The following is a 26,861-nucleotide window of genomic DNA, read 5'->3' as shown; positions in this document are numbered from 1 at the left end:
AGGCACCTTTACTAGGATCTGGCGGGTTGCTTGCTCCGCCTCGCCAGGATGCCGCTGCTCTGGCGGCCACCACGACGCTCCTGAACTGCTACTTGCGTGAGGGCGGCACGGCGACGTTCCGTGAGGACCGCGCCGTGTTCAACGACCTCGGCGTCGAGGCGGAGCTGCTGTACCGTTCGCGCACGCTGCACCACCGCTTCGGCCCCGTGCCGGTCACGCCGACCGAGCTGGCGCGGCGCATCTCCCTCCAGCTGGACCCCGGCACGTCGGCGCAGGCGCTGCTGGACCGGGTGGAGGCGAGCCTGGAGTGCGTCCGTGGGTACGTGGAGGCGCGCACGCCGGATCTCGACCGCTTGTTCGCGCCTGAGCCGCTGTCGTTCATCGACTCAGATCAGGCGCTCGTCCTCGGCCACCCGCTGCACCCGACGCCGAAGGGACTGAGCGGCCGGCTCGCCCAGTACGCGCCCGAGCTGCAGCCGCACTTCCCGCTGCACTGGCTGTCGGTCGAGTCCCGGCTCGTCGTCCACGACAGCGCCACGGGCACGCCCGCACCACAGCTCGCGGAGCAGCTGCTCGGCGAGAGCGCGCCGCCCGGCCGGATCCTGATCCCCGCCCACCCGTGGGAGGCCGGCTTCCTCGCCCGCGCCGCGTCGACGCTGTTCACCACCGGCGCCGTGATCGACCTCGGTCCGCAGGGCGCGCCCGTCACCCCCACGAGCAGCGTCCGCACCGTCTACAACGCGCAGTGGCCGTACCAGCTCAAGTTCAGCCTGCACGCGCGCGTGACCAACTCGATGCGCGTGACGCTGCCGAAGGAGCTGCGCCGCGCGGTCGAGGCCAAGCGGTTGGACGGGACGATCGTCGGCGAACAGGCGCGCGCCGCGGCGCCGCACCTGACCGTGGTCCACGACCCCGCGTACCTGCAGGTGCCCGACCACGACGGCTTCTCGGTCCTGTTCCGGGAGAACGCGTTCGAAGGCGACGTCTCGGCGCTCACCGTGCTCTGCCAGGACCACCCGTTCGGCGGCCGCTCGCGCCTGGCCAACCTGGCGGCGGGCCGTGAGCGCGAGTGGTTCCAGGCCTACCTGCAGACCGTGATCGTGAGCCTCGTGCGGCTCTACCTGGACGTCGGCCTCACGTACGAGCCGCATCAGCAGAACACGCTCCTGCGCCTCGCCGCCGACGGGATGCCCGAGCACGCGCTGATCCGCGACAGCCAGGGCTACTTCCACCGCGAGGCCGCGCACGCGGACATCTGCGCGGTCCTCCCCCAGCACGGCGAGGCGACCGAGTCGATCTTCTCCGAGGCGCTGGCCGACGAGCGGCTCGTCTACTACCCGTTCCTCAACAACGCACTCGGCGTCATCGACGCGCTCGGGGCGGGCGGCGGGATCGATGAGCCCCTCCTGCTCGGCGACCTGCGCGACACGCTCGCCCGCGAGCGCAAGGCCGGCGGCCGCTATCCGCACTCCCTGCTGGACCGCCTGCTCGACGACGCCACGTGGCCGTGCAAGGCCAACCTGCGCACGCGCCTGCACGACATGGACGAGCTGGTCGGGGACATCAGCACCCAGTCCGTCTACGTCACGATTCCCAACCCGCTCACGCCCACGATCGAGCTGGTGGAGGTCACGGAGTCCCACCACGAGCTGCTGCAGCGGTGGATGCGTGAGCCGCGTGTCGCACAGTGGTGGGGCGAGGTCGACGACGTGCGCACCTACCTGGACGGCCTCGGCCACGTCACGCCGCACGTCGCCTACGCCGACGGCGAGCCGTTCGCGTACGTGGAGACCTACTGGGCGGTCGAGGACGAGCTCGCCCGCCATTACGCCGCCCACCCCGACGACCGCGGCCTGCACCTGCTCGTGGCCGAGGCCTACGCCGGGACGGGCGTCCCGCGCGCGCTCGTCCGCCAGCTGGTCGAGGGCCACCACGGCCGCACCGTGTGCGAGCCCGACGCCCGCAACGGCCGCATGCTCGCGTTCTGCCAGGCGCTCGGCGGCGAGATCCGCGGCGAAATCGACCTGCCGCACAAGCGCGCGGCGCTGGTGGTGTGGGACTGATGCATGACGTGATCGGCGTGGGCCTCGGCCCGTTCAACCTGGGCCTCGCGGCGCTGCTGGACCCGCTCGAGGACGTCGACGCCGTCTTCTTCGACGACAAGGACAGCTTCGTCTGGCACCCGGGCCTGATGCTCCCGGACGCCGAGATCCAGGTCCCGTTCCTGGCCGATCTGGTCACGCTCGCCGACCCCACGAGCCGCTACTCGTTCCTGAGCTACCTGCACGAGCAGGGCCGGCTGTACCGCTTCTACTTCCGCGAGCACTTCCACGTGCTGCGGCGCGAGTTCGAGGCCTACTGCCGCTGGGTGTCCGAGCAGCTGGGCGCCGTGCGCTTCGGCCACCGCGTGGACGCCATCCGGCCGAGCGCAGGTGGATGGAGCGTGTGGGCCCGCGGCGTCGAGCACCGCGCCAAGCACGTCGTGCTCGGCGTCGGCTGCGTGCCTTCGCTCCCCGGGTTCGCCAAGGGCCTCACGCACTCGTCCGGCTACCTCGGCGTGCGCGACCGCGCGCTGAACGCCGGGTCGGTCGCGGTGATCGGCTCGGGCCAGTCGGCGGCGGAGATCTTCGCCGACCTGCTCGAGCACGGCCACGGCCGGCTCGACTGGTTCACGCGCAGCCCGGGCTTTCTCCCGATGGAGTACTCCAAGCTCGGCCTCGAGCACTTCTCGCCCGAGTACACGGCGTACTTCCACGCGCTGCCCCAGGAGAAGCGCGACGCGCTGCGCGCCAACCAGGACCTGCTCTACAAGGGCATCTCGGCCGAGACCAGCGAGCGCATCTACGACCTGCTGTACCGCCGCAGCATCGACGGCGAGCCGGACGTGCGCTACTCGGCGCGCTGCGAGCTGCGCGGGGTCGAAGGGCGCCGCCTGAGCTTCCGCCAGCTCGACCAGGGCGTCGACTTCACGCACCAAGCCGACGTGACGATCCTCGCGACGGGCTACGAGCCCGCGCCGATCCCGGTCCCCGGCCACCTGCTCGCGCGCGACACGGCGGGCCGGCCCGTGGTGGAGATCGACTACCGGCTGCGGCTCGCGGACGGCTCGCCCTCCACCCTGTTCGTGCAGAACGGCGAGCTGCACACGCACGGCGTCGGCGCGCCCGACCTCGGCCTCGGCGCACACCGCAACGCCGTGATCGTCAACGCGCTGCTCGGCCGCGAGGTGTACGCCGTGCGCGAGCGCAACGTGTTCCAGACCTTCGGCGTCGCCGCCGCATGAGCTGGGAGCGCGCGAACCGCGAGCTGATCGCGAAGCTGCTCACCGAGCTCGAGTTCGAAGAGCTGCTGCAGCCGGAGGTGCGCGGCGACGAGTGGACGCTGACGCTGGGTGACTACGCGCTGCACTACGCCGCGCGCCGGCGCTCGATGGGCCACGCGCGTGTGGACCCGGCCTCGCTGCGGGCGACGCACGAGGGTGTGGAGATCCCGCTGCCGGACGCCGACATGGTGATCGCGATCGGCGCGCCGCTGCTCGGCGTGGACCCCTCGACCACCGCGGGGCTGATCGGCGAGATCGCGTCCACGCTGGTCTCCGACGCCCACCAGCTCGAACGCGGCGCGCCCGCCGCCGACCTGATCGACCTCGACCCGCTCGAGCTCGAGGGCGAGCTGCGCGGGCATCCGTGGATCGTCGCGAGCAAGGGCCGGGTCGGCTTCGGCGCGGGCGACCTGCGCCGCTACGCGCCCGAGGCGCGCCGCGCGGTCCCGATCTACTGGCTCGCGGTCGAGGACGCCGACTGGCGCGGCCAACCCCTCTCCGAGCTGGTGCCGGTGCACCCGTGGCAGTGGGACCACCGGATCCAGCAGCTCTACGCGGGCGACATCGCGCGCGGGCGCATCCGCTTCCTCGGCGAGCGCGACGGCCGCTGGCTGCCGCAGCAGTCGATCCGCACGCTCGCGGACGCCGACGCGCCCGGCCGCCACCACCTCAAGCTCTCGCTCTCGATCCTGAACACGTCGGTGTGGCGCGGCCTCCCGCGGGACCGCACGCTCGCCGCGCCGGCGCTCTCGGCCTGGCTGCAGGAGCGCGTGCTGAGCGACGCGTTCCTGCGCGAGACGGGCGTGATCCTGCTCGGCGAGGTCGCGTCGGTGAGCGTCGCGCACCCCGCGTTCGAGGCGGTCGCGGACGTGCCGTACCAGCACACGGAGCTGCTCGGCGCGATCTGGCGCGAGTCGGTGGACACGTATCTGCACGAGGGCGAGCGCGCGATCAGCCTGGCCGCGTTGCTGCACACGGACCCGCACGGCGTCGCGTTCGTCGAGCCGCTGATCGCGCGCTCGGGCCTCACCGTCGAGGAGTGGGTCGCGCGCCTGCACGAGGTCACGCTTCCGCCGCTGTTGCACATGCTCTACTGCTACGGCGCCGCCTTCTCCCCGCACGCGCAGAACTGCATGCTCGTGCTGCGCGACGACGCGCCCGCGCGGCTGGTCGTGAAGGACTTCGTGGACGACATGATGGTCTCGTCAGATCCCTTGCCCGAGCTGGCCGACATGCCCGCCGACGTGCGCGCGGCGCTCGGCGACGGCGTCGAGGCCGCGATCCTCGTGCAGTGGATCCAGGGCGGCCTGCTGGTGTGCGTGCATCGCTACCTGGCGGAGATCCTCGAGGACCGGCTCGGCTTCGCGGAGTCGGCGTTCTGGGCGCTGGGCGAGCGCGCCGTCGCCCGCTACCAGGCGCGCTTCCCGGAGCTCGAGGACCGCTTCGCGCTGTTCGACATGGAGGCGCCCGCGTTCGTGAAGCTGTGCCTGAACCGCGTGCGGATGCTCGAGCGCGGCTACACCGACGCCGCCTCGCGCCCGGTTGCCGCGGCGGTCGGCTGGATCGAGAACCCGCTCGCGCCATGAACTCGCACTCCGAGCTCGCCGTCCACACCGAGTACGAACCCGCGCTCGACCGCAAGCTGTGGGCGCGCCCTGCGCTGCCCGAGTACGACACCGAACTGCTGCACACGTGGATGCACAAGCCGCACGTGGTGCCGTTCTGGGCGATGGACTGGCCGACGGACTGGATCCGCGACTACCTCGTGCGCCAGAACGAGGACCCGGCGCGTTCGCCGTTGCTCGGCTACGTGGACGACATGGCCGTCGGCTACATCGAGGTCTACGACCCCGCACGGGACGTGTTGGGCGCCCACGCCCCGATCCTGCCGGGCGACATCGGCGCGCACGTGCTGATCGGCGACGAGGAGCACCTCGGCCGCTACTCCGTCGCGATCGGGCGTGCCGTCGTGCGCTTCCTGTTCAAGCGCCCGGGCGTGCTACGGATCGTCGGCGAGCCGGACGTCCGCAACCACAACTTCCTCTCGCTGCTCGCGTTCCTGGGCTTCCGCAAGCAGCAGGAGATCGACCTGCCGGACAAGCGCGCGGCGTTCATGGTCTGCGAGCGCTCGGACTTCGAGCGGCTCTCCGCCCGGCGCCGCCGGGTCTCCGCGTGAGCCTCGCGCTCGCCGGCGTGGTCAAGCGCTACGGCGAGCGGACCGCGCTGGACGGCGTGGACTTCGAGGTCGGAGCCGGCGAGGTCGTCGCGTTGCTCGGCCCCAACGGCGCGGGCAAGTCGACGCTCGTCTCGATCGCGGCGGGGCTGCTGAAGGCCGACGCGGGAAGCGTGTCCGTGCGCGGTCGCCCCGGGCTGGCACCGCAGGACATCGGCATCTACCCGTCGCTGACCGTGCGCGAGAACCTGTGGGCGTTCGCGGAGCTCCACGGCGTGTCGCGGCGGCGGGCGGAGCGGCTGCTGGCGCCGTTCGTCCTCACCGAGCTGGCCGACCGCGCGGCCGGCACGTTGAGCGGCGGCGAGCAGCGGCGCCTGCACACGGCGCTCGCGGTCGTCCACCGGCCGCGGCTGGTGCTGCTCGACGAGCCGACGGCGGGCGCGGACACGCAGACGCGCAGCGCCATCCTGCGCGCGGTGCTCGAGCTGGCGAGCGACGGCGCCGCGGTCGTCTACACGACGCACTACCTGCCCGAGGTCGAGGAGCTCGACGCGGGCGTGGCGCTGCTCGAGGCGGGCCGGATCATCGCCACCGGGTCGGTCTCCGAGCTGGTCGCGGCCCACGCCGAGTCGGTCGTGGAGATCACCTACACGGACGGACGCACCGTGCGCCGCGCGGGCACGTCGCTGCACGGACTCGGCGACGACGTCGTCCGTGCCGAGGTGATCCGGCCGTCGCTGGAAGCCGCCTACCTCGCGCTCACGGGCCGGAGGTCGGCGGAGTGAGGGCCGCGCCGCCCCCGTCCCGCGCCCGCGACCTCGCCGCCCGGCCGGGGTGGCCCTCGTGATCCGCAACGAGCTGCGCCTGCTGCGCCACGACCCCGTGCCCGCGGCGGTGCTCGTCGGCATGCCGCTGGTGCTGATGACGCTGCTCAGCGATGCGATGCGGTCCACGCTCGCCAGCAACGGCTTCGCCGGCGCGCCCGGCTCCGCGCAGACCGTGCCGGGCATGGCGTGCGTGTTCGCGTCGTTCGGGATCGCGGTCGTGGGCTTCGCGATCTTCCGCGAGCACGGCTGGCGCACCTGGCCGCGGCTGCGCGCCGCGGGCCTTTCCGGCCGCCGTCTGCTCGCGGGCAAGCTCGCCGTGCCGGGCCTGCTCGTCGCCGCCCAGCACGTCGTGCTGTTCGGCTTCGGGGTGCTGTTCCTGGACCTGGAGGTGAGCGGCTCGTGGCTGGCCGTCGTGGTGATCGCCGCGCTGTTCGCGCTGCTCGTCCTGGTCGCCGGGCTCGCGGCCGCCGCCGCGCTCTCGACCATCCAACAGGTCAACGCCGTGACCAACCTCGGGGCGATGGCGCTGGGCGGGCTCGGCGGCGGCTTCGTGCCCGTCGACTCGCTGCCTGAGTGGGTGCAGCCGGTCGCGCCCGTCTCGCCCGTCTACTGGGCGATGGAGGGCTACCAGACCGCGATCCTGGAAGGCGGCGGAGTGACCGACGTGCTCGGCCCGCTGGCCGTGCTCGCCGCGTTCACCGCCGCCTTCGCGGGAATCGCGCTGTGGCGCTTCGAGGCGGACGCCCCCAAGCGCACCTGGGGTTAGGGCAGGGTGTCGGCGTCCTTGGTGACGCCCTCGGTGCGGAACGTCTCCAGCCACGGCTTGACGACCCCGTCCTTGCGGCGGTAGTGAATGAAGGCGAGCGGCCGGCCGGAGTCGGGGTTGACGATCAGCCGGACGCCGACGCCCTCGTGGTTGACCGGGTCGCCGTCGGCTTCGACGGCCTTGCCGGGCCGGCCCAGCGGGTCCTTGACGTCGCCGACGAGCTTCATCCCCGGCAGCCCGGACAGGACCTCCCACACGGCGCGGAGCACCTCGGGCGAGGTCCCGCGGGGATCGAACACCAGCTCCGAGGCGGCCAGGACGTAGCTGCGCGTGGTCGGCTCGGCGTCCTTGTCGCGCTCGAGGCCGAACGTCCGCGCCATCCGGCGGAGATCCTCGGGCACGTCCTTCACGTCCTCCGGGAGCCTCGGGTACGAGCCCTCGCCGGCCGGGGTTAGCACGCCGTTCCGTGCGTCGACCTGGCCGAGCACGCCCTCGCGCTTGACGTCGCCCTGATAGAGCACCCGCTCGAACACCTTGCCGTTCGCGTCCGTCCAGTAGCGCGAGTCGAGCGCCTCGGCCGGGTTCTCGGCCTGGCGCTGGACGACCCGGACGGCGTAGAACTCACCCGGCCCGAGCTTCGGGAGCGGCTGGGGTTCGAGGCCGCGCAGCACGGTCGCGGCGGTCGCGACCTCCGGCCGGGTGGCCGTCGGGACGCTCGTCGGCGCGAGCGCGACGGCGGCGACGGCCGCGGCCCCCGCCACGGCGGCGGTCAGGCCGAGCGCGGGCAGCCGGCGACGACGCCTCGACGGCGGCGCGACGATCTCGTCGTTGATGCGCTCGTGCGTGCGCGCGCGGGTCTCGGCGAGCTGCTCGTCGGTCATGGTGTCGATCATCGGGCGCCTCCGAGGTGGGCGGTGAGTTGACGGCGGGCGCGGTGGATGCGCGAGCGGACGGTGCCGACGGGCACGTCGAGGGCGTGGGCGATCTCGTCGTAGGAGAGCTCGCCCCAGGCGTGCAGCAGGAGCGCGTCGCGGTCACGGCGCGCGAGCGCCGTGAGCCCGGCGTAGAGCTCCGGGTCCAAGCCGTCGGCCGGGGCGAGGACCGGCTCGGGGAGCGCCACGGCGCGCTGCAGCAGCTCGAGCTGGCGGCGCTCCTCACGGCGGTGGCTCGCCACGGCCTTGTTGGCGATGCCGAACAGCCACGGGCGCGCGCTGCCGTACTCGGCCTTGAACTTCGCGCGCTTGCGGAACGCGGTCACGAAGACCTCCTGCGTGAGGTCCTGCGCCGTGTCCGGGCCGACGCGGCGGGCCAGGAAGGCGGCGACCGCGTCGAAGTGCCGGTCCACCACGGCGTGGAAGCGCTGCGGCGGACCCGCGAGGTCGGCGGCGTCCACCGCTGCCGGATCGGTGTCGAGTGTCAGAGCCATCTACGCCCTACTAGGGGACTTGTAGGGCGAGAAGTTCACGCCGCCAGCAACAACGCGAGCTGGCGTGACTGCGCGACCAACGTGCCGTCCGCCGTCCACAGCTCGCCATCCTCCTCGAAGTAGCCGTCGCGGGCGAGCTTGGAGCTGAAGCGCGCGAGCAGCGGGCCCGTGTAGGGCAGCGGCGCGCGGAAGTGCACCGTGAGGTCGATCGTCGGCGCGGGATGCAGTTCGGTGAGTCGCGGCCAGATCGCGGGGTAGAAGCCGTCGGCCATCACGCACATGGCCGGACCGTCCAGGGGGCGTCCGCCGGTGAAGCCGATCCAACCGCCGACGACCGACGTGTCCGCGCCGCTGAACGGCGCGGCGCCGAAGCGCGGCTGGAAGATCAGCTGGTCCGTGAACGGCGGCGCCCCGGGCAACGGCGGCTGGTCGGGCGACGGCGGCGGGACGTCGGGCATCGGCACCTCGCCCACCTCGGGCCCGCCATAGGCGTCGGCGAACGCACCGAGGCCGAGCGCGACCGGCTTGCCGTCCTGTTCGAGCCGGCCGGTGACGGTGCTCATGCCCCGTCCGGCGCGTTCCACCGTCGCGCTCGCGTGCACCGGCCCGACCGCGGGCGGACGCAGGAAGTGCACGGTCAGCGAACGCGGTTGGCGGCCGGCCGCGCGCTCCATGGCGTGCGCGAGCAGCGCCATCACGTAGCCGCCGTGTGGACCGCGCGCGGTCTCCCAGCCCGCGGCGATCACCCCGTTCCCGTCCGCGTCGAGCGCGATGTCCTCGTCGAAGCTCATCCCGATAGGCTCGCAACCAATGAGCCTCTCCGTCGAGCTGCCGATCACCACCGCGATGGAGCTGCCCGGCTTCCGGATCGTCGAGAACCTCGGCGTCACCTTCGGACTGGTCGTGCGCAGCATGGGGCTGACCCGGAACGTCGCCGCGGGCTTCAAGTCGCTCAAGCGCGGCGAGGTCACGCAGTACACGGACCTGCTCGAGGACGCTCGCCGGCACGCGGTCGACCGGCTCGTCGCCAACGCGAAGCTGCTCGGCGCGACCGGGATCGTCGCGATGCGCTTCGACTCGTCGGAGATGGGCAACGGGCTCACGGAAGTCGTCGCCTACGGGACGGCGGTCGTGGTCGAGCGTGCCGACGCCTGAGCAGGACCGCGTCGCGACCGTCCTCGGCCGCCACTACGCGGCGGACCGGCTGGACGCGTCAGAGCTCGACCGGCGGCTGGACCTCACGTTCGGCGGCGCGCTCACGGAAGCGCTGGCCGATCTGCCGCCGCTCCCCTCGGAGGCCGCGGCGCGCAAGCGGCGGTGGGGCCGTCGCCACGGCGAGGCGGACGCCGCGCAGCCGACCTGGGTGCCGACCAAGGAGCGCTTCATCGACCCGGGCTCGGATCGGGTCATGCGCGTCTGGGTCGACCCGGCCGACCACAAGCGTCACTACGTGCCGGACTGAAACAGCACGACGGCGATCGCGGCGTCGCCGTCGTGGCTCAGGCTGAGGCTCGTGCTGCACGGGCCGACGGTCTGCGCGAGCGTGCCGTGCAGGGCGAGCGCGGGACGGCCGTAGCCGTCGTCGACCACTTCGATCTCGCGCAGGTCGACGCTGCCGAGCAGCGGCGGCTGATGCGCCCGCGAGCCCGACCACGCCTTCAGGAACGCTTCCTTGGCGGCGAAGCGGGCGGCCAGCCGGTGCGGCTCGCGCGAGCGGCGCTCGCGCGGCGTGAAGGTGTGGTCGACGAAGCCGGACGCCGTGTCCTCGAGCTGCTGCGCGAAGCCCGGGACGTGGACGAGGTCGACGCCGACCGTCATCGGTCGAGCAGGAGCGCGGCTTCGGCGTCGCGGTCGAGCGCGCGCGGGCGACGGACGAGCGGCGGCCGGCCGAGGCGCATCTCGAGCCGCCGGCGGACGCCCTCGGCACGCCGGCGGCCCGCGCGCTGCAGGTAGTCCTCGCGCTGGTCCTGCGGGACCGCCGCGTGGAACGTGTCGGGGTGCGCGACGGCGAGGATCGCGGAGACGTGGCCGAAGCCGAGCGACGCGATCAACGCGGCCCGCAGCGGCACGGCAAGATCGATCGGGCGATCGCCGAGCGCCAGGTGCCGGTTGCCCTCGAGCAGCGGATCGACGCTCTCCAAGTTGCGGTTGCCCGGAACGCGGCCGGTCTCGAGCATGCGCAGGACGCCGTCCAGCTGCCAGGCCGCCGCGCCGCCCTTCGCGTGGCCCGTGACCGTCTTCTGGGAGACGACGAGCAGCGGATTGCCGGGAGTGCGTTGCAGTGCCGTCTGCAGGCGGTCGTGGAGGTCGGCCTCGTTCGGGTCGTTCATGTCCGTCGAGGTGTCGTGCTTGGAGACGACGCCGAGGTCGTCGGCGGTGAGGCCGTGGCGGACGAGGGCGGCGTTCAGCGGCTGCGCGGCCGCGAGCGCGCCGAGGCCCGCGGCGGGGATGGACGTGTGCAGGCCGTCGGCGAACGAGCCCGCGTAGGCCAGCACGCCGCGCACCGGCAGGCCGAGCGCGAGCGCGACGTCGCCGCGGACGACCAGCTGGGCGCCGCCACCCTGCGCCTCGACGAAGCCGGCGCGGCGCGTGTCGTTGGCGCGGGAGGCCTCGCGCGGCTCGAGGTCCATCGCCTCCAGTTCGTCCGAGGCGGCGGTTGCGCCCATGTCGGCGAAGCCGATCATGCCCTCGGGCGTGAGGTCGTCGAAGCCGCCGGCGAGCACCGCGAGCGCCTTGCCGCTCGTGATCTTGTCGTAGGCCACCTCGAGGCTGACGGCCGCGGTGGCGCACGCGCCGACGGGGTGGATCATCGGCCCGTAGGAGCCGAGGTAGGTCTGCACCGCGTGCGCGGCGACAACGTTGCCGAGCGACTCCTGGACGCGGTCGTTCTGGCGCTCCTGGTCGAGCAGGTGGTCGAGCAGCAGCCGGCGCAGCGACGCCATCCCGCCCATGCCCGCGCCCTGCGTGTTGGCGACGTTCGCCGGGTGGACGTGGTCGAGCAGCTCCTGGGGTTCGAGGCCCGCGTCCGCGAAGGCCTCGACCGTGGCGGCGAGGTTGACGAGCGCCATGCGATCGGCGGTCGCGATCAGGTCGTTCGGGACGCCGAGGCGGGCGAGGTCGAGGCCGGTCGGCAGTTGGCCCGCGACGCGCCGCGTCTGGGCGACGATGCGCGGGACGCGGATCTGGCCGCGGATCGTGACGAGGAAGCGGTCGCCGTCGCGGCGGACGGTCGCGTTCGGGTAGGTGCGGGCCTCGGCCTCCGAGTCGACCGTGAACGTGACCGGCTGCTCCAGGGTCACCGGCGCGAGCACGGTGTGGCCGTCGGCCTCGATCGTGCCGTCGGACTCCAGCGCGCGGACGCCGATGCGCTCGGCGACCGCGTCGGCGTAGCGCGCCGCCAGGTCCTCCTCGCGCACCTCTTCCTTGGTGGCGGTGTCGATCCAGCGGCCGCGGTAGTGCTCGAGCTCGTAGCCGACGAGCCCGGTCAGCCACGCCAGCTCCGCGACGACGCCCGGCGAGTCGATCTCTCCGAGCTCGAGGGCGAAGCGGCTGCGGCCGGTCCCGCCCGGGCCGAGCTCACCCGTGCCGACGATCACGACCATGTCCTGCGGGCGCAGGTCGTGCGGCGGCGCCTCGCCCGGCGTGGGCGGTGCGGTGTCGGTGCCGGGGCTGGGCAGCGCTTCGAGCTGGTCCGCGGGCGTGGGCGGGTGCAGCGTCCGGCGGAGCGTGTGGGCGCGGGCGGCGCGGGCCGAGCGGTCGCGCAGCTCGTCGGCGAGCGGCTGCAGCGCGCCGCGCAGGTCGTCGATGGCGCCCAGGCCGCCGGTCAGGTCGATCGCGCCCGCGCGGTTGGTGACCAGCAGGCCCGTGAGCAGCCACGCCATCTCGTCGGTGGCGAACGTGCGCACGTTCAGGCGCTCCTCCACCAGCGGCGCGATCGCGTCGTTGCCGCGCATGAGGTTGGTGCCGCGGACCCAGCCGATCTTCGGCGCGATGAAGGTGGTGTGCGCGCCCCACGGCTCGGCCTGCGCGCGCCTCGTCAGCACTTCGAGCGCGGCCTTGGTCTCGCCGTACGGGCCGTCGGAGCCGAACGCGCCGTGGTTGGGCGAGAGCGGCAGCAGGACCGTGCGCGGGCGGACGGCGCCGATCAGGCGCTGGACGCCGAGCAGCTGCACGCGGAACGCGGTCTCGAACGCGCCGCCGCCCCCGCCCGCCTCGGCGGTGGCGGAGAGCGCGGGGAAGGGCGCGAGGGCCGTCGGGGTGAGCGGCTCGCCCCGGAGGTCGTCGCGGCCGCGGCGGCCGCCGCCCGGGTGGCGCAGCCAGGCCGCGAGGGCGTCGACGTCGGCGAACGAGGCGAGGTTCGCGGGCACGACGTGCAGCTCGGCGCGCGGGCCGGCGCTCGTCCGGTACAGCTCGCGGTAGAAGCGCCGCCGCTCGGGCGTGAGCGTGCTGGTGGCGATGACGACCTTCGCGCCGCCGCGGAGCAGCCGCTTCGCGAGCTCGGCGCCGATCGAGTTCGGTGCCGCGCCCGTGATCAGCGCCGTCTCGTGGCGCAGGTCCGGGGAGGCCTTCAGCGAGACGGCGAGCTCGGGCACGAGCTCGTCCGGCATGTCCTTGAGGAGGTCGATCGGCCGCGTGTCGTCGGGTGCTGTGCCCGTGTGCGGGACGCCGGTCTCGTCGAGCGTGACCGTCGGGCGGACGCCGGCGAGCGGCAGCGCCGTCCACGTGTCCGATGCCGTGACGCGCGTGAGCTCCGGCACGTGGCGGGAGAGGTACGCGGCGGTCTCGGCGACGGCCCGCTCTCCCCCGTGCGCCGCGATCCGGTCGATCTCCGCGCCCAGGCCGGCGGCGTCGAGGCGGCCGGCGAGCGCGTCGTGGTAGGCGGTGACGAGGTCCCAGCGCGCGCTCGCCCAGGCGGAGGTGAAGCGCACGTGGCGGCGGGCGTCGAAGCGCGGCGCGATCTCCTGCGCCCGCTCCGGGCCGAGCTCGGCGTCGAGGATCGCCAGCCGGGCCTGGTCCGGGTCGGCGTCGGGCAGCGGCTCACCGGGCGGCGGCAACGGGCGGCCAAGCGCGTCCGCGAGCGTGCGCGCGGAGTCCAGCAGCGCGTCCTCGAGCGCGGGATTCGCGACGGCGACCGGCGCGGCCGCCACCTCGGGTGCCGCGGCCCGCGCGAGCGGAAGCTTCAGGTCCGCCGAGGTCAGCTCGCGCGCACGGTCGAGCAGGTCCGGGCCGGCCGGCAGGCGCGCGAGGTCGCCGCCGCGCGCGGACGGGCCGGGCCGCGTGTCCAGCGCGACGCGGGCGAAGACGTGGTCGGTGAGCCCGGGCGGCAGGCCGAGGTCGGTGCGCTGCACGCCCGCGCGGGTCAGGCCGGTGGCGAGCGCCTCCTTCAGGTACGGGCCCGGGAACCGGTACCCCGCGCCCTGCTCGCGCAGGGTCTTGACGAGCTCGCCGATCGTCTGGCGCTGCACGCCCTCGGCGCCCGAGAGCCCGAACTCGCGCCCGAGGTCGATCAGCACCTGGTTGCGCCGCGAGGACACGCCCTGGAAGAGCTCGTCCACCGACTCCGAGGGATCGAGCTGGTCCAGCCGCACCCGCGCCTGCAGGGCGAGCACGAACTCGAGCGCGTCGCCCGCGTCGACGGGCTTGTCGGTCACCGGCGCGGACGCCTCCGCTCGGTCCAGGACGAGGTCGCGGTCGTGCTCGGCGTGCAGGAGCGTCACGCCGGGCACGGTCATGCGCGCAAGGCCGGTGAGCACGGCGGCGTGCGGCGGCGCGAGCTCGAGGAAGCGGTCCGCGAGGCCGGCGAGCGCCTGTTGGCACTCGATCCAGCGCACGGGCGACGCGAGCTGCTGGGCGAGCAGCTCGACCACGTCGTCGCCGGGCTCCAGCGGGCGGGCGAGGACGTTCGGGACCCAGCGGCCGACGAGCTTGGACGCGTCGATGCCGGCCGCCGCGACGTGCGGGCGCAGCTCGTCCACGGCGCCGCGCAGCACGCTCGAGTGGAACGGGATGTCGATGCCCGGGACCACGCGCGCGGCGCGGCCGAGCGCGGCGATCGCGTCCGCGGTGCCGACGATCGCGTACTGGCGGTCCGGCGCGTTGAGGTTGACGATCTCGACGTCCTCGCCGAGCCCGTCGGTCGACTTGACCACCGCGAGCCGGTACGGCGACGAGCCGTCGGCCGCGCGGGGGACGTGGTTCTGCATCGCGAGCCCGCGGTGCCAGACGAGCGTCAGCGCGGCCTCCAGCTCGATCGCGCCGAGCGCGTACAGCGCGGCGAACTCGCCGACGCTGTGGCCGGCGGCGACGTGCGGAGCGCCGAGCGCGCCCTCGGCCCGCAGCTCCTCGAGCTGCGCGGCGGCGAGCGCGATCAGCGCCGTCTGCGTGAACTCGGTCCGGAACAGCACGCCTTCGGGGTGCCGCGCGACGTGCCCGTCCGCGAGCCGCAGCTCGCGCGGGTTGTCCTCGACGACCTCGAGCAGGGAGAACCCGAGCGCGGCGCGGGTGTGCGCGTCGGCGCGCGTCCACACGGCGCGGGCGGCCCGCGAGCGCGCGCGCCCCTCCGCGCCGAGCCCGGTCCGCTGGATGCCCTGTCCCGGGAAGACGAGCGCGGTCGGCGGCGCGTCGAGCACGGCCTCGCCGAGCGCGACGTCCACCTCGTTGGCGCGCACGCGCACCTGCAGGACGCGGCGCCCGTCGACGATTGCGGCACGCGAGGCCTCGAAGTCCAGCACCGCGCCGAGCGGCACCGGCGCCAGGAAGCCGATCCGCCACTCGCGCAGGCGTTGCGCGTCGCCGTCGCACAGCTCATCCACGACGAACGCCGACGCCCGCGCGGCCGTCCACGCGCCGTGCACGATCGGCCGCTTGAGCCCGGCGAGCCGCGCGGCCAGCACCGACCGGTGCAGCGGGTTGCGATCCCCGCCCACCCGTGCGAACGCCTCCATCGAGGTCGGCGCCACGTCCTCGGCCGTGGCCAGCAGGGCGCCGGGACGAGCGTGCCGCTCGGGCCCAGGCGTGGCGAGCAGGTCGAGCACGGCCGCGACGGGGTTGGTGCCGCGAGTGGTCGATTGGTCAACCAGGGGTTGACGAATCGAGCACTCGGTGATGGTGCCGATCTCCTCGCCGGCGCGCGCGACGGTGCCCGTCGCGGTCCAGCGCGGCTCGCCGCCGCGTGGCACTTCGAGCGTCGTCTCGGCGCGCACGTGCAGGACGTCGCCGGCGCGCAGCTCGTCGCGGAGCTCCAACCAGGGCTGTTCGGCCAGGAAGTCGGCGTCGCCGGCCTCGCGCAGCGTGAGCTCGACATTGTGGAAGTCGTGGCGGCGCAGCTCGACGTCGGTCGCGGCGGCGTCGCCGAGGATTGCGAGCTCGGCGTCGACGGTCGCGACGAGCCCGCGCTCGCTCTCGACCCGGGCGCGGCAGCGCAGCCGGGTCGGCGCGCCGGCCGGATCGGACAGCTCGACCAGCCAGGCCGAGCACGGGCCGCTCTCCCCGGGCCGCGGCGGCCAGGCCTCCCCCGGCTCCACCGCGTGCGTCGCGTGCACGAGCTCGTGGAAGCGCGCGGCCAGCTCGGGCGTCGCCAGCAGGTCGCACACGGCGGGCCAGGCCAGCGTCCACGCCAGGTCCAGCGGCACGCCGTCGTGCGCGGCGCCGGTCGCGGCGCGGTAGGCGCGCGGCAGCTCGGCCGGGCACGACCAGGAGGAGCCCGGGTCCAGCGCGGACACCGCGAACGCCGCGCGCGCGGCTTCGCCTTCGACCTCGAAGACGGCGCCGTCACGCACCGCGAAGCGCAGGGCGAGCGCGCCCGCCGTGACGACGACCTCACCGCGCGCGGGCTCCCCCGCGCCGGGAGCGCGCGTGCCGACCACCTCGCCGCGCGCCGGCTCGTCGCTCGCGCCGGCGGGGCGGCTGCCGGCGGCCGGCTCGATCACGACGCTCTCGAACGGCGCGTCGGCGGGGCGGACGGTGATCACGTCGCCGAGCTGGTCGATCGCGTCGCCGGGCGCGACCAGCCGCCACAGCGGGTTGGGCAGCGTACGGCCGTCCTCGGTCACGACGCACTGCACGGCGAGCAGCTCGCCGACGACGCCGTCCGCGCGCAGCGACGCGAGCGGCTCGGGCGCCGGGCCCGGGTCGGCCAGCCGCGGCCGCGCCACCGGCGCCGACCTGACGCGCGCGACCGCCTCGGCCTCGAAGCGAGCGAGCAGCTCCGCCACCGGCTCGTCCACGCGCTCGATGCCCGCGACGGCCTCGGGACCGGGGATGACGAACACCTCGTCCACACCGAGCCGGTCGTCCTGCGCCTGCCAGAGCCCGTCCGCCATGTACCAGCGGCGCACCTCGGCGTCCAGCACCGGCACGAACGGCACGGGCTTGCCCGGCCGATCGCAGACCTCCAGGAAGAACTGCGCGTCGGCGGGATGCAGCAGCGTGCGCGCCGCGACCGCCTCGTCCACGACGGCCGCCACCGGGCCGCGCTCCTCCGGCGCCAGCCGCGCGGCGAACCGCGCCAGCAGCGCCTCGTAGCGCGCCCGCCACGACGGGTGTCCCCACTCGCCGTCGTCGTAGCGGCGCCCGCGCCCGATCGCGCACAGCTCGCGGAAGCGCGCCAGCACGTCCCCGTAGGTCATCTCCGCCAGCTCGCCGAAGTACGGCTTCGCGGTCCGCGACAGCGCGTCGGCGATCTCGGAACGCCGCGCGAGCACCGCGGCCTCGTCCCCTGCCACCGACTCGAGCAGATGGCCCGCGCGCGAGGCCGCGTTGTCGAGCAGGTGGATGTCGGCGTTCAGGTTCGACCGGGCCGACGTGACGCCCCCGTCGACACCGCGCCGCGGCACCCACTCCGCCGACCCGCCGGCCGCGACCAGCGCCGCTTTGACCTGCGGGGAAGCGGTCGCCTCCAGGCACGCCATCGCCGCCGTCCCGATCAGGACGGCGTCGACGGGCATCGCGTCCACGCCGTGCACGAGCGCCCAGGTGCCGTGCAGCAGCTCCGCCGCGCGCGCCGGCGTGCCGATCCCGCCGCCCGCGCACACGAGCACGTTCGGCCGCCGGCGCAGCTCGTGGTAGGTCTCCAGCAGCAGCTCCTCGAGGTCCTCCCACGAGTGGTGCCCGCCCGCGCGCCCGCCCTCCAGGTGCGCGGCGATCGTGTGATGCGGCGCCGCGTCCGCGATCGCCAGCAGCTGCCGGACCTGCTCGGCGGTGCCCGGCTTGAACGCGTTCACGCGCATGCCGACCGCGGCCAGCTCGTCCAGCAGCGCGATCGCCTCGTCGACGTCCGGGATGCCCGCCGACACGGTCAACCCCGCGAACGGGGCGCCCGCCCGCCGTGCCCCGAGCAGCAGCGCGTCCCGGGAGACGTGCAGCTCCCACAGGTGCCGGTCCAGCAGCAGCGTGTTGAAGACGACCTCGCGCCCCGGCTCGAGCAGCCCCGCGAGCTCCTCCACGCGCAGGTCGAACGTCCGCCGGTCCGGTTGCCCGCCGCCGGCGAGCTCGGCCATGTACCCCGCGTTGGCGGCGGCGGCGACGATCCCCGCGTCGACCGTCGTCGGCGTCATCCCGGCCAGGATCACCGGCGGGCGCCCGGTCGCCCGCGTGTACTTGGTGTCCAGGTGCCCGTTCACCACACCCGGGGCGAAGTCCGCGTACGTCACGTCCCGCCCGGCCGGCGCCGCGCCCGGCGACGTCAGCACGCGCCGCCCCTCGGGCGAGGCCAGCGCGAGCACGCGCACGCCGCTGCCGCGCAGGTTCTCGGCCGTCATGCGCGCGACCGCGGTCCCGGGCCCGAAGTCGAGCACCCAGTCCGCGCCCAGCGCACGGATCTCGCCCGCGACCCGGTCCCACCGGACCGGATCGACGAACTGCGCGCGCGCCAGGTCGTCCGCGCCGAGCACCGGAGCCCAGCGCTCGCCCACCCCCAGCGGCTCGAAACCCGCCAGCGCATCGTCCAACGCCGGGGAATGGAACGGCACGTCGACCGCCAGCGGCGTCCACTCGAAGCGCAGCGGCGCACCGCCGAGCTGGCCCTCGCGCCGCGCCGCGGCCTCGTCCGCGGCGCACGCGGCCAAGCGAGCGCGCACGGCCTCGAGGTCCGTGGGCGGGCCGGCGAGCACGATCCGGGTCCGCGTGTTGACCAGCGCGACGGACACCTCGCCCGTCAGCAACGGCTCCAGCCGCTCCAGCGTCACCCCGTCCACGGCCGCCATCGGCGAGCGCCCGACCGCCGCCGCCGACATCGCCAGCCCTTGCACGGCCGCGCTCCGGAGATGGCGCGCGAGCAGCGCGTCGTCGATCACGCCGCCCGGCGCCTCAGCCACCAGCGCGGCGGCGAGCAGGCCCTGCGAGTGTCCGGCGAAGCCCAGCACCGAGCCGACCGCCGGCTCCAGCGCGTCCGCGAACACGGCCCGCCACAGCAGCGCCTGCGCGACCAGCGACAGCGGGTACGCGACCGCCGCCCCGCGTAGGTAGGACAGGGGCGGCGCGCCGTCCGGATCCATCACCCAGGCGGCCACATCGGTCCCGTGCCGGTAGGCGCCGCTCGCCAGCCCGAGGTCGGACCTCGCGACCTCCGCCAGCACGTCGCTCGCGAGCTCCACGCCGCTCAACAGCTCCGGCCGCTGCGCGACGAGCGTTGACAACTCGTCTAAGACATCCACGCCCTGACCTGCGAAGGTCACCACCGCGCGCACGTCACCGGCGGCCAGGCGCGCCGCGAGGCTCGCCGCGGAGGCGCCGTGGGCTGCAACAGGTGTGTAAGGACTGGCGATCAGCGACACGTCAAGACCCCTTGCCGACCGATGGCAAGCAGGTTGGTCACGCACATCTAAGCGTAATCCGATCCACCGCGTCGGAATTTGTTAGGGTCCCCTAAGAGCGGCCCTCGCCCCGAGGGCCTCCACAGGTCACCCGGAGGGCTGGGCAAGTGAGCAGCAGCGACAGGAACACGGCCGTGCGGAGGGCGAGCACCCTGCCCTTCCGCCTGCACGCCTCAGTGTCGTGCCCGCCGCCCGCCGCGCTCGCCGCCTCGATGGCGTGGGAGCTGGGTGACCTGAACCCCGAGCGGGTCGAGCGCGCCTACGACGCGCTGCTCGCCGCCACGCCGATCGAGCTCGAGCCCACCGCCGAGGACCAGCTGCGCGCGCTCGGCGAAGCGCCGCTGCGCGCCGTGCGTGGCGAAGGGCCCGATGCGCTGCTGCTGGACCGCGTGCTCGAGCGCGGCCACGGGCATCCGATCCTCGTCGCGGTCGTGCTCGCCGAGCTCGGCCGCCGCGCCGGCCTCCCGGTCGGCATCGTCGCCGGCACCGCCGGCCACTTCGTCGCCCACCAGCGGCTGACGGAGGCGCTCGTGCTCGACCCCGCGACGGGCCGGCTCGTGGACGCCGACGACCTCGGCCTCCTGCAGTGGCGCTGCGGCCATCAGGTCGCCGCCGAGCTGCTGGACACGCTGCAGCCGCGCTACGAGCGCTTCGGCGACCTCGGGCGCGCCCTGCACGTGGCGCGCATGCGCTGCACGTTGCCGTTCGAGGACACCGAGGACGCCGAGCTGCGGTTCAAGCAGCTCAGCGCACGCTTGAACTGAAGGTATGCAGCCCTTCCGCCCCACCCCGAGCATCCGAGCTTAAGTGGCGACGGGATCGGCGCAGGCCCTGCACGTCGGCGCGCGCCCCGAGCCCGGTTGGCTGTCCTCGGCCGAGGTCGCCGGCCCGCGCCTGCCCGACGCCCTCGCGATCGTGGGGCGCCAGCTCGACACCGACCGGCCCGACATCCAGGGCCAGCGCATCGTCGAGGTCCTCAGCTGGTGGATCGCGCTGCCCGCCGCGCACGCGCTGCTCGACGGCCGGCCGCTGCCCGACCTGAGCCCTGAGAACACGCGCCTCTGGGTCGACCCCGACCCCGCGCCGGACGGGATCGGCACGCTGGTCCTCGAGGACCGCGAGACCACCACGGCGCTGGACGCGCTGGTCGAGGCCCACCTGGCGCCGCTGGTGAGCGCCGCCTCCGAGCGCACGCGGCGCCCCGCGAAGGCGCTCTGGCGCGGCGTGGACGACCGCGTCGCCGCGGCGCTGATCCACGTCGCGCAGACCCGCGGCGAGGAGGCGCGCGGCTGCGAGCTGGCGCGCGCGGCGTACCCGGACATCGACCTGCGGACGCTCGAGCTGCCCGGGTACGCGCTGACGGTGCACGTGCGCTCGGGCTGCTGTCTGTACTACCGCATCCCCAAGGCCAAGTGCTGGGGGTGCCCGCTGCTCAGCGACGATGAGCGGCGGGCACTGACCAGCAACGCCTAGCGCGAGAGCGTCAGCTTCTTCGAGACCGTCTTGCCCGAGGCGGGCTTGACGTCCAGCACCACCGACACGCGCTTCTTGGAGCGCACGAACTTCTTGCCCGCGCTCGAGAGCGTGAGCCGCACCGTCGCCTTCTTACCGGCGGCGACCGTGTACTTCACGGACTTGCTCAAGGTGACGAACTTCTTCTTCACCTTGGTCGCGCTGCGCAGCTGCACGGTGCCACGGCAGGTGGTCTGCCCCGTGCACGACAGCGAAGCCGACACGCGGTTGGACTTGACCTTCAGCGACTTGGACGCGACGCCCGCCACACCGGCCTTCGGCGTTGGCGTCGGCGTCGGCGTCGGCGTGACCACGGGCGCGGCGGTCGCCACCGGGGTCGGCGTGGCGGTCGGCGTCGGCGTCACGCTCGCGGGCGGAGCGCCCGGACGCAGGATGCGCGCGAACGGATACGGCTCACCCTCGGTGATCCGCGTGAGCGTGAGCTGCTTGGTGACGCCACCCGCCGTCGCGTCGAGCGCGAGCGTGCGCGCGCCCCGGACGTCCACGCCGTCGGTCCCCGTCGGCGTCCAGGTGGAGTTCGGGAGCGGCAGCGTGAGCGTGACCGCACCGTCGGCCGGCACGGTCGCCGTCCGCTCGACCTCGACCTCCTGCGTGCCCTCGGCGCTGCGCGCACCGGCAAGCCGGAGGGTTCCGGACACCGTGATGTCCGTCGCGTTGCCGAACCACAGGTCCCGCTGCGCGTCGGTGAGCCGCAGCCGCAACGAGCTCGAGGACAGCACGGCCGCCTGGCCGGCGCCGGCACGGGGCGGCCCGGCGTTGGTGAGCAGGTCGGCGTCGACCGGCTCCGGCAGCGACGTGTCGCCGACCTTGCCGGCGAAGCCCGGCACGGAGAAGGTCCCGAACGTGCCCGGGAGCTCGTCCGTGTGCGTCTCGCCGTCCCGTACCTGCTTGCCCTGCAGGCAGTCCATGTACAGGTGCGCGGACCCGCCGTCGCCGATGGGAAGCCGCGCGTCGACGAACAGGCTCCCGCGCGGGCGACGCGTGCGGCCGTCGTCGAGCGTGACGGGGCCCAGGCTCTCGGCGACCGCCTGGCGGACCGCCACCTCGCCGCCGGTCGCCGTCCACTTCAGCGCCGGCAGCTGCGCGTTCTCGACCCCGATCCACGACCGGGACTCGTCGACCACGCCGCTCGGCCCGAGCTCGACGTGGCTGCGCGCGACGGTGTCGAGCACGATCGGCGACTTGACGCCCTCCGCGGTGTTGGTTGCCTCCAGCGCGAGCCACGCCCGCACGTCGAGCGACCCGTCACCGAGCGGGATCATGTTGTTCGTGTAGGCGAACTCCGCCATCCAGGACGGCAGGAGCGCCGACACGGTGCCGCCTTCCAGCTGCACCGTGTCTCCAACCGAAAGCTGCGCTCCCGGGGGTAGCTCGGTCCCTGAGCCAGTCGTGAGTTGCCCGCCGAACACCAGAGGCACCGGACGCCAGAACGGATCGAAGTACTGACACTGGTTCTCGAACGTCGTGTTCGGAAAAGCGGCTGCAGTGGCCGGTGCCGCGAGGGCACCGGCGAAGCAGAGGAGCGCAACTGCCCGACGCATACGACTAGGAGCGCTTGAGCGTGATCGTCTTCGTGACGGTGGAGCCGCCACCCACGGGCGCGAGCGTGACCTTGACCTTGAGCGACTTGTGCTTGGCGAGCAGCGACTTGGCCGCCTTGCTGAGCGGGAAGCTCACGTCCGACGCGCCCGGCTTGAGCGACACGGTCTTGCCGGCCGCCACCGTGACGACCTTCTTGGTCTTGCCGACCTTGTACTTGCTGACGGTCTTGGCCGTCAGCTTGTAGCGCGTGACGGCGGTGTTCGGGTTGCGCAGCGACAGCTTGACCGAACCGGCCTTCGACGGCTTGAGCGTGCTCGGGGCCGTGATCTCGGCGGCCTTGCCCACGATCGGGGCGGGCTGCGGGATCGGCGCCGGTGCCGGCAGCGGGGCCGTGGCGATCGCGGGCAGCGGCGTGTAGGCGAACGCGAAGCGGCCACGCACGCCGACGGCGTTGTTCACGTTCGAGCGCGAGGCGTACTTGCCGGGTGTCGCCGGGTCACCCAGCGCGGGGTCCGGGACGGTCGGATCGGCGTCACCGAAGAACAGGCCACCGGTGCCGACACCCGAGTTGGGGACCAGCGAGATCTGGCCCGGGATGCAGTCGTTGCTCGAGCCGTAGGACTCGGACTGCGCGCGCACGTAGACGCTGCCGAACGGGCGGACGTTGAGCGGCGTGTTGTAGCCGACCACGTCGTAGCCCTTGGACTCGATCTGGACGACGCCCATGTTGCGCGGCGGCGCGACCGTGAACTCCACGGCGCCGGCGCCCGTCGGGGTCCAGCGGGTGGTCGCGAGGTTCAGCGAGACCGGCGGGACGGTGGCCGTGACCGGGCCGTCGTTGTAGCCGGCCTTGTTGCCCGGCGCGCCCGGCGTGGCGTCCTTGATGTTGACGGTCCAGTAGCCCTTGACCGGGATCGTCTGGACGCCCTCGACGGTGTTGGAGGCGGCGATCGTCACCCACGCGTCGAGCGGGAACTGGCTGTTGCCCGTGTGCGAGATGTAGCGGTGCTCGAGCGAGAGCGTGGGCGTGGCGTACGTCCACGTCGTCTTGGCGTCGACGTCGGCCGCGCGGACCTTCGGCGGCTGGCCGGCGGTCTCGACCAGCTGCTCGGGTGAGTACTCCCACTTCGGCGCGGCGTTGGTCCCGGTGTTGTAGGACCAGTAGCTCTTGTTGTCGGCCGGGTTCGTGCGCAGCGAGAAGGTGCGGTTGGTGTCCTCGGTCTGCTCGTACGGGATGCCGCTGAAGCTGGAGGCGACAGCACCGGTGCGGCGGTACATCTGCTCGGCCGGACGCGTGTCCTTGAAGTCGAGGTCGAGCCGCAGGTCGTTGAGGGCAACCTTCTGGCCCGGGACCGCCGTCAACGGCGATGAGTCGGTGCGCGTCACCGAGATCGCCAACGAGTCCAGGATGTGGTCCTTGGCGGGCGGATCATCCGGGTACGCGCCGTTGGTGAAGTTGGCGAACGGGCTGATGCACGACCAGCCGTTGCCCTCCATCGCGGCCGCCGGGCTCGTGGCGACTACCGCCGCCAGCGCCGCGACGGGAACAAGCAAAATGCGTCGTCTCATTGACTGCTCCGACTCGTGGGCCTGCGGCCCGAGGACTTTGTGGGAACAGGAGTCGACGCCCGCGGTGCCAGGCGCCCTTCCCCCTCGTTGTCAAGCATCCTTGCCAACTGACGGGCGTAGTCTAATACACCTGCGCAATGTCGAGGTGTGGATGGTCGGGCTGGGACAGGACGAGCCGCTCGTGGCGCGGCTTCGCGGCCTGCTGTCCGCAGACGAACGGGCCCGCGCGGATCGGCTCATCCGCCCGGAACAGGGCGCTCGCTGGACCGTCTCGCGCGCCGCGTTGCGGATCCTGCTGTGCGCGCGGCTCGGCTGCACGCCCGAGGAGATCCACTTCCACACCGCCGAGCACGGCAAGCCGTGCGTGCCCGGGACGCCGCTGCGCTTCAATTTGAGCCATTCGGGGGAGCTGGCGCTGATCGCGCTCTCCGAGGACCTCGAAGTGGGCGTGGACGTCGAGCGGCCCGGCCGCAATGTCGCGGCGATCGAGCGGACGCTGTCGCCCGGCGAGCACGCGAGCGGCCACGGTCACCTGCAGATCTGGTGCCGCAAGGAGGCGTGGGCGAAGGCGATCGGCGGCGGTCTCGGGTGGGCGCCGGAGCGGTTCGACACGACCGCGGTCGAGGGTTACACGCTCACTGACCTGGAGCTGAGCGGCGGCTACGTGGGCGCGCTCGCGGTGGAGGGCGAAGACGCCGCCCACACGCTCTGCCGGCTGACCTTCTGAGGAATCCAGACGCGCAGGGCGCGCTCGGCGAACGCGTACGGCACCAGCGCCTCGTCCTGCAGGCACAGGACCAGCGGTCCGCGTTCGAACGCGACGCACTCGCGGATCGAGCTCACTCGCGGGTCCGGCTCGACGACGCGCAGGCGCAGGTCGAGCTCCAGGGTGTGGGCGCCGGGCCCGGCGACGACGTAGCCGGGCGCGACGGGCGCGCCGTCGAGCCGCGAGCGTGCGCTCCAGCCGGGCACGCGCAGACGCACCGGACGGTCGGCCTCGATCTCGATCCGGCCCTCCCACGGGTAGTCCGTGCGGACCCGGACGCCGCCGACGGTGCCCGTCGCGTACTGGTGCAGCGTGAGCACGCCGTCGTCCTCGGTCGCGAGGTACGTGTGCAGCGAGGCGAGCAGCCGCATCAGATTCGGCGGGCAGCACGCGCAGGCGTACCAGGGGCGCCGGTCCGGAGTGCCATGGAGCGTGTTCGCGTACGCGTAATCGGAGCGGTCGGGCGCGACGCCGGCGAGCACGGCGTTCAGGAGCGTGCGTTCGATCAGGTCCGCGAAGCGCGCCTCGCCCGTGGCCTGCAGCAGCCGCCAGCTCCAGAACACGGAGGCGATCGCGGCGCATGTCTCGACGTAGGCCGTGGCCGGGTCCAGCGCGAACGGCGCCCCGAACGCCTCGTGCGCCCCGTCGGATCCGACGCCGCCGGTGATGTAGAGCTTGCGCTCGACCATGTCCGTCCACGCCGCGAGCAGCGGGTCCAGCGGCTCGCCCGTCTCCACGAACACGTCGGTGGCGCCGCAGTTGAGGTACAGCTGGCGGACGGCGTGGCCCTCCACCTCGGTCTGCTCACGCACCGGGACGCGATCGACGAGGTAGGTGGAGGAGCCGAAGCGCTCGGGCAGCCGGCGGTGGCCGCGGCGGTCGACGAAGCGCGCCGCCAGCTCCAGGTACGCGCGCTCGCCCGTCGCGCGGTAGAGCTTGACGAGCGCCAGCTCGGCCTCGGGGTGCCCGCACACGCCCCAGCGGTCGGTGAAGGTGGCCACGAGGTGGTCGGCGGCGCGGCGGGCGACTCCCAGCAGCGGCGCGTGCGCGAGCCCGGCCTCGATCAGGTGCCCCATGCAGTAGATCTCGTGCTCGTCGGCGAGGTTGCGGTAGCGCTCGTGGCCCGTGACCTGGAACGCCGTGTCGAGGTAGCCGTCGGACGCCTGCGCGGCGGTCAGCAACGCGGTGACCTCGTCCGCCATGCGCTGCAGCGCGGGCGACGGCGCGGTGCGCAGCTCCCACCCGAGCGCCTCCACCCACTTGTGCAGGTCGGAGTCCTGGTAGACGAGCCCGCGGTGCTCGCCGCCGCCGGCGGCGGCCGCGCGCAGGTTGTCGAAGGTCCCGGCCTCGCGGATGCGCTGCTCGCCGTCCGGGATCAGCACTTCGCGGTTGAAGCGGCGCCGCTCGGCCCACAGGCCGCCGTCGATCGTCGCCTCGACGGTCATTGCGCGCGCGGCACCGTCAACGCGACGAGGCGCGACACGACGACCGCGATGTAGGCAACCCCGACGAGCTGCTCGATCATCACCAGCGCGCGGGCGAACGGGTCGATCGGCACGACGTCGCTGAGCCCGGTGCTGGAAAGCGTGGTGAAGCTCAGGAACAGCAGCTCCATCCAGGTGCGATCCGCCTCCGGGTCCACCGCCGCGGTGAAGCTCCCGGGCTCGATCGCCTGCCAGACGACGAACACGTAGGCGAAGCCCCAGGCCACGAGCGTGAACGTCGCACCCACCGCGAACAGCTCGTCGCGGGTGATCTCGTGGTCGGCCAGCATGTACCGGATCAGGCCGTAGGTGGCGTAGAAGTACAGGACCGCCTCGAGCGCCGCGCTGTACGGGAACAGCGCGTCCGAATTCATCACCGCCTGGATGATCAGCAGGATCGTGGCGGGGACCCCGAGCATGAGGGCGAACCAGGTCCACGTCGGCGAGGCGCGCACGGCGAGCACGACGAGCGCGAGCACGACGACCCCGAACGCGCTGAAGACGGCGCGGCTGACGCCGTCGCCCTCCAGGAACGGGTAGATGAGGACGCCCGCGAGCTGGACGCCCAGCAGCACGGCGGATGGTTCTCGCTTGATGAAGCGCAGCACCCCGGGACCGTACCGCCTGAGCTAAGGTCACCCG

General features: G+C 73.7%; 20 protein-coding genes. 11 read left to right on the top strand and 9 right to left on the bottom strand.

Annotation, left to right across the window (positions count from 1 at the left end):
• Positions 1 to 26 precede the first annotated feature (26 nt).
• The 6 genes from OJ962_RS03650 to OJ962_RS03625 are packed head-to-tail and all read left to right on the top strand — an operon-like array spanning position 27 to position 7,088.
• On the top strand, positions 27 to 2,063 hold the full coding sequence (locus OJ962_RS03650; RefSeq protein WP_202952185.1) for a GNAT family N-acetyltransferase: 2,037 nt from the start codon (positions 27 to 29) through the stop codon (positions 2,061 to 2,063).
• Complete coding sequence (locus OJ962_RS03645) at positions 2,063 to 3,283, top strand: lysine N(6)-hydroxylase/L-ornithine N(5)-oxygenase family protein (protein ID WP_238931044.1); 1,221 nt, start codon at positions 2,063 to 2,065, stop codon at positions 3,281 to 3,283. The genes OJ962_RS03650 and OJ962_RS03645 overlap by 1 nt, the downstream gene beginning before the upstream one ends.
• Positions 3,280 to 4,908, top strand: coding sequence for an IucA/IucC family protein (locus OJ962_RS03640; RefSeq protein ID WP_202952183.1), 1,629 nt, complete (start codon positions 3,280 to 3,282; stop codon positions 4,906 to 4,908). The genes OJ962_RS03645 and OJ962_RS03640 overlap by 4 nt, the downstream gene beginning before the upstream one ends.
• A complete protein-coding gene (locus OJ962_RS03635; RefSeq protein WP_202952182.1) occupies positions 4,905 to 5,498 on the top strand; it encodes a GNAT family N-acetyltransferase in 594 nt (197 codons plus the stop codon). Before OJ962_RS03640 ends, OJ962_RS03635 begins: the two co-directional genes overlap by 4 nt.
• Complete coding sequence (locus OJ962_RS03630; protein ID WP_202952181.1) at positions 5,495 to 6,280, top strand: ABC transporter ATP-binding protein; 786 nt, start codon at positions 5,495 to 5,497, stop codon at positions 6,278 to 6,280. Before OJ962_RS03635 ends, OJ962_RS03630 begins: the two co-directional genes overlap by 4 nt.
• Before the next feature lie 49 nt (positions 6,281 to 6,329).
• Positions 6,330 to 7,088, top strand: coding sequence for an ABC transporter permease (locus tag OJ962_RS03625; protein WP_202952180.1), 759 nt, complete (start codon positions 6,330 to 6,332; stop codon positions 7,086 to 7,088).
• Here OJ962_RS03625 and OJ962_RS03620 read toward each other — a convergent pair.
• Genes OJ962_RS03620 through OJ962_RS03610 form a run of 3 tightly spaced genes read right to left on the bottom strand, consistent with a single transcriptional unit; the run spans position 7,085 to position 9,305 of the window.
• Positions 7,085 to 7,981 carry a hypothetical protein gene (locus tag OJ962_RS03620; RefSeq protein ID WP_202952179.1) on the bottom strand — a complete coding sequence of 299 codons (897 nt, stop codon included), beginning with the start codon at positions 7,979 to 7,981 and terminating at the stop codon, positions 7,085 to 7,087. The two genes, OJ962_RS03625 and OJ962_RS03620, sit on opposite strands and share 4 nt — an antisense overlap.
• On the bottom strand, positions 7,978 to 8,514 hold the full coding sequence (locus OJ962_RS03615; RefSeq protein WP_202952178.1) for an RNA polymerase sigma factor: 537 nt from the start codon (positions 8,512 to 8,514) through the stop codon (positions 7,978 to 7,980). Before OJ962_RS03615 ends, OJ962_RS03620 begins: the two co-directional genes overlap by 4 nt.
• A 35-nt stretch (positions 8,515 to 8,549) precedes the next feature.
• Positions 8,550 to 9,305: a thioesterase family protein gene (locus tag OJ962_RS03610; RefSeq protein WP_202952177.1), complete on the bottom strand. Its 756-nt coding sequence runs from the start codon at positions 9,303 to 9,305 to the stop codon at positions 8,550 to 8,552.
• 19 nt (positions 9,306 to 9,324) lie between these two features.
• On the opposite strand from OJ962_RS03610, the gene OJ962_RS03605 reads away from it, so the two are divergent.
• Positions 9,325 to 9,669: a YbjQ family protein gene (locus OJ962_RS03605; protein ID WP_202952176.1), complete on the top strand. Its 345-nt coding sequence runs from the start codon at positions 9,325 to 9,327 to the stop codon at positions 9,667 to 9,669.
• Positions 9,656 to 9,976: a DUF1707 domain-containing protein gene (locus tag OJ962_RS03600; RefSeq protein WP_202952175.1), complete on the top strand. Its 321-nt coding sequence runs from the start codon at positions 9,656 to 9,658 to the stop codon at positions 9,974 to 9,976. Before OJ962_RS03605 ends, OJ962_RS03600 begins: the two co-directional genes overlap by 14 nt.
• Here the strand turns inward: OJ962_RS03600 and acpS are convergent.
• Both acpS and OJ962_RS03590 read right to left on the bottom strand, forming a co-directional pair.
• On the bottom strand, positions 9,961 to 10,332 hold the full coding sequence (acpS, locus tag OJ962_RS03595) for a holo-ACP synthase AcpS (RefSeq protein ID WP_202952174.1): 372 nt from the start codon (positions 10,330 to 10,332) through the stop codon (positions 9,961 to 9,963). The genes OJ962_RS03600 and acpS overlap by 16 nt on opposite strands.
• Positions 10,329 to 19,148 (bottom strand): polyketide synthase, encoded by an 8,820-nt coding sequence (locus OJ962_RS03590; RefSeq protein ID WP_322101325.1) that lies wholly within the window; start codon positions 19,146 to 19,148, stop codon positions 10,329 to 10,331. Before OJ962_RS03590 ends, acpS begins: the two co-directional genes overlap by 4 nt.
• A 311-nt stretch (positions 19,149 to 19,459) precedes the next feature.
• Here OJ962_RS03590 and OJ962_RS03585 point away from each other — a divergent pair, with 311 nt between their 5' ends.
• Together OJ962_RS03585 and OJ962_RS03580 are read left to right on the top strand one after the other, a co-directional pair.
• Complete coding sequence (locus OJ962_RS03585; RefSeq protein ID WP_270006184.1) at positions 19,460 to 20,089, top strand: transglutaminase family protein; 630 nt, start codon at positions 19,460 to 19,462, stop codon at positions 20,087 to 20,089.
• A gap of 43 nt (positions 20,090 to 20,132) precedes the next feature.
• Complete coding sequence (locus OJ962_RS03580) at positions 20,133 to 20,798, top strand: hypothetical protein (protein WP_202952171.1); 666 nt, start codon at positions 20,133 to 20,135, stop codon at positions 20,796 to 20,798.
• On the opposite strand, the gene OJ962_RS03575 is transcribed toward OJ962_RS03580, so the two are convergent.
• Positions 20,795 to 22,192, bottom strand: coding sequence for a hypothetical protein (locus OJ962_RS03575; protein ID WP_202952170.1), 1,398 nt, complete (start codon positions 22,190 to 22,192; stop codon positions 20,795 to 20,797). The genes OJ962_RS03580 and OJ962_RS03575 overlap by 4 nt on opposite strands.
• Before the next feature lie 211 nt (positions 22,193 to 22,403).
• Positions 22,404 to 23,954 (bottom strand): hypothetical protein, encoded by a 1,551-nt coding sequence (locus OJ962_RS03570; protein WP_202952169.1) that lies wholly within the window; start codon positions 23,952 to 23,954, stop codon positions 22,404 to 22,406.
• A 166-nt stretch (positions 23,955 to 24,120) separates the two neighbouring features.
• Here OJ962_RS03570 and OJ962_RS03565 point away from each other — a divergent pair, with 166 nt between their 5' ends.
• Positions 24,121 to 24,696: a 4'-phosphopantetheinyl transferase family protein gene (locus tag OJ962_RS03565; RefSeq protein WP_202952168.1), complete on the top strand. Its 576-nt coding sequence runs from the start codon at positions 24,121 to 24,123 to the stop codon at positions 24,694 to 24,696.
• Here OJ962_RS03565 and OJ962_RS03560 read toward each other — a convergent pair.
• Together OJ962_RS03560 and OJ962_RS03555 are read right to left on the bottom strand one after the other, a co-directional pair.
• Positions 24,630 to 26,180, bottom strand: a complete 1,551-nt coding sequence (locus OJ962_RS03560; protein WP_202952167.1) for a glycoside hydrolase family 127 protein — start codon at positions 26,178 to 26,180, stop codon at positions 24,630 to 24,632. The genes OJ962_RS03565 and OJ962_RS03560 overlap by 67 nt on opposite strands.
• On the bottom strand, positions 26,177 to 26,827 hold the full coding sequence (locus tag OJ962_RS03555; protein ID WP_202952166.1) for a potassium channel family protein: 651 nt from the start codon (positions 26,825 to 26,827) through the stop codon (positions 26,177 to 26,179). Before OJ962_RS03555 ends, OJ962_RS03560 begins: the two co-directional genes overlap by 4 nt.
• Positions 26,828 to 26,861 lie beyond the last annotated feature (34 nt).

The organism is Solirubrobacter deserti (assembly GCF_027587175.1).
Lineage (GTDB): Bacteria > Actinomycetota > Thermoleophilia > Solirubrobacterales > Solirubrobacteraceae > Solirubrobacter > Solirubrobacter deserti.
This window is presented reverse-complemented; position numbering and strand designations above follow the sequence as displayed.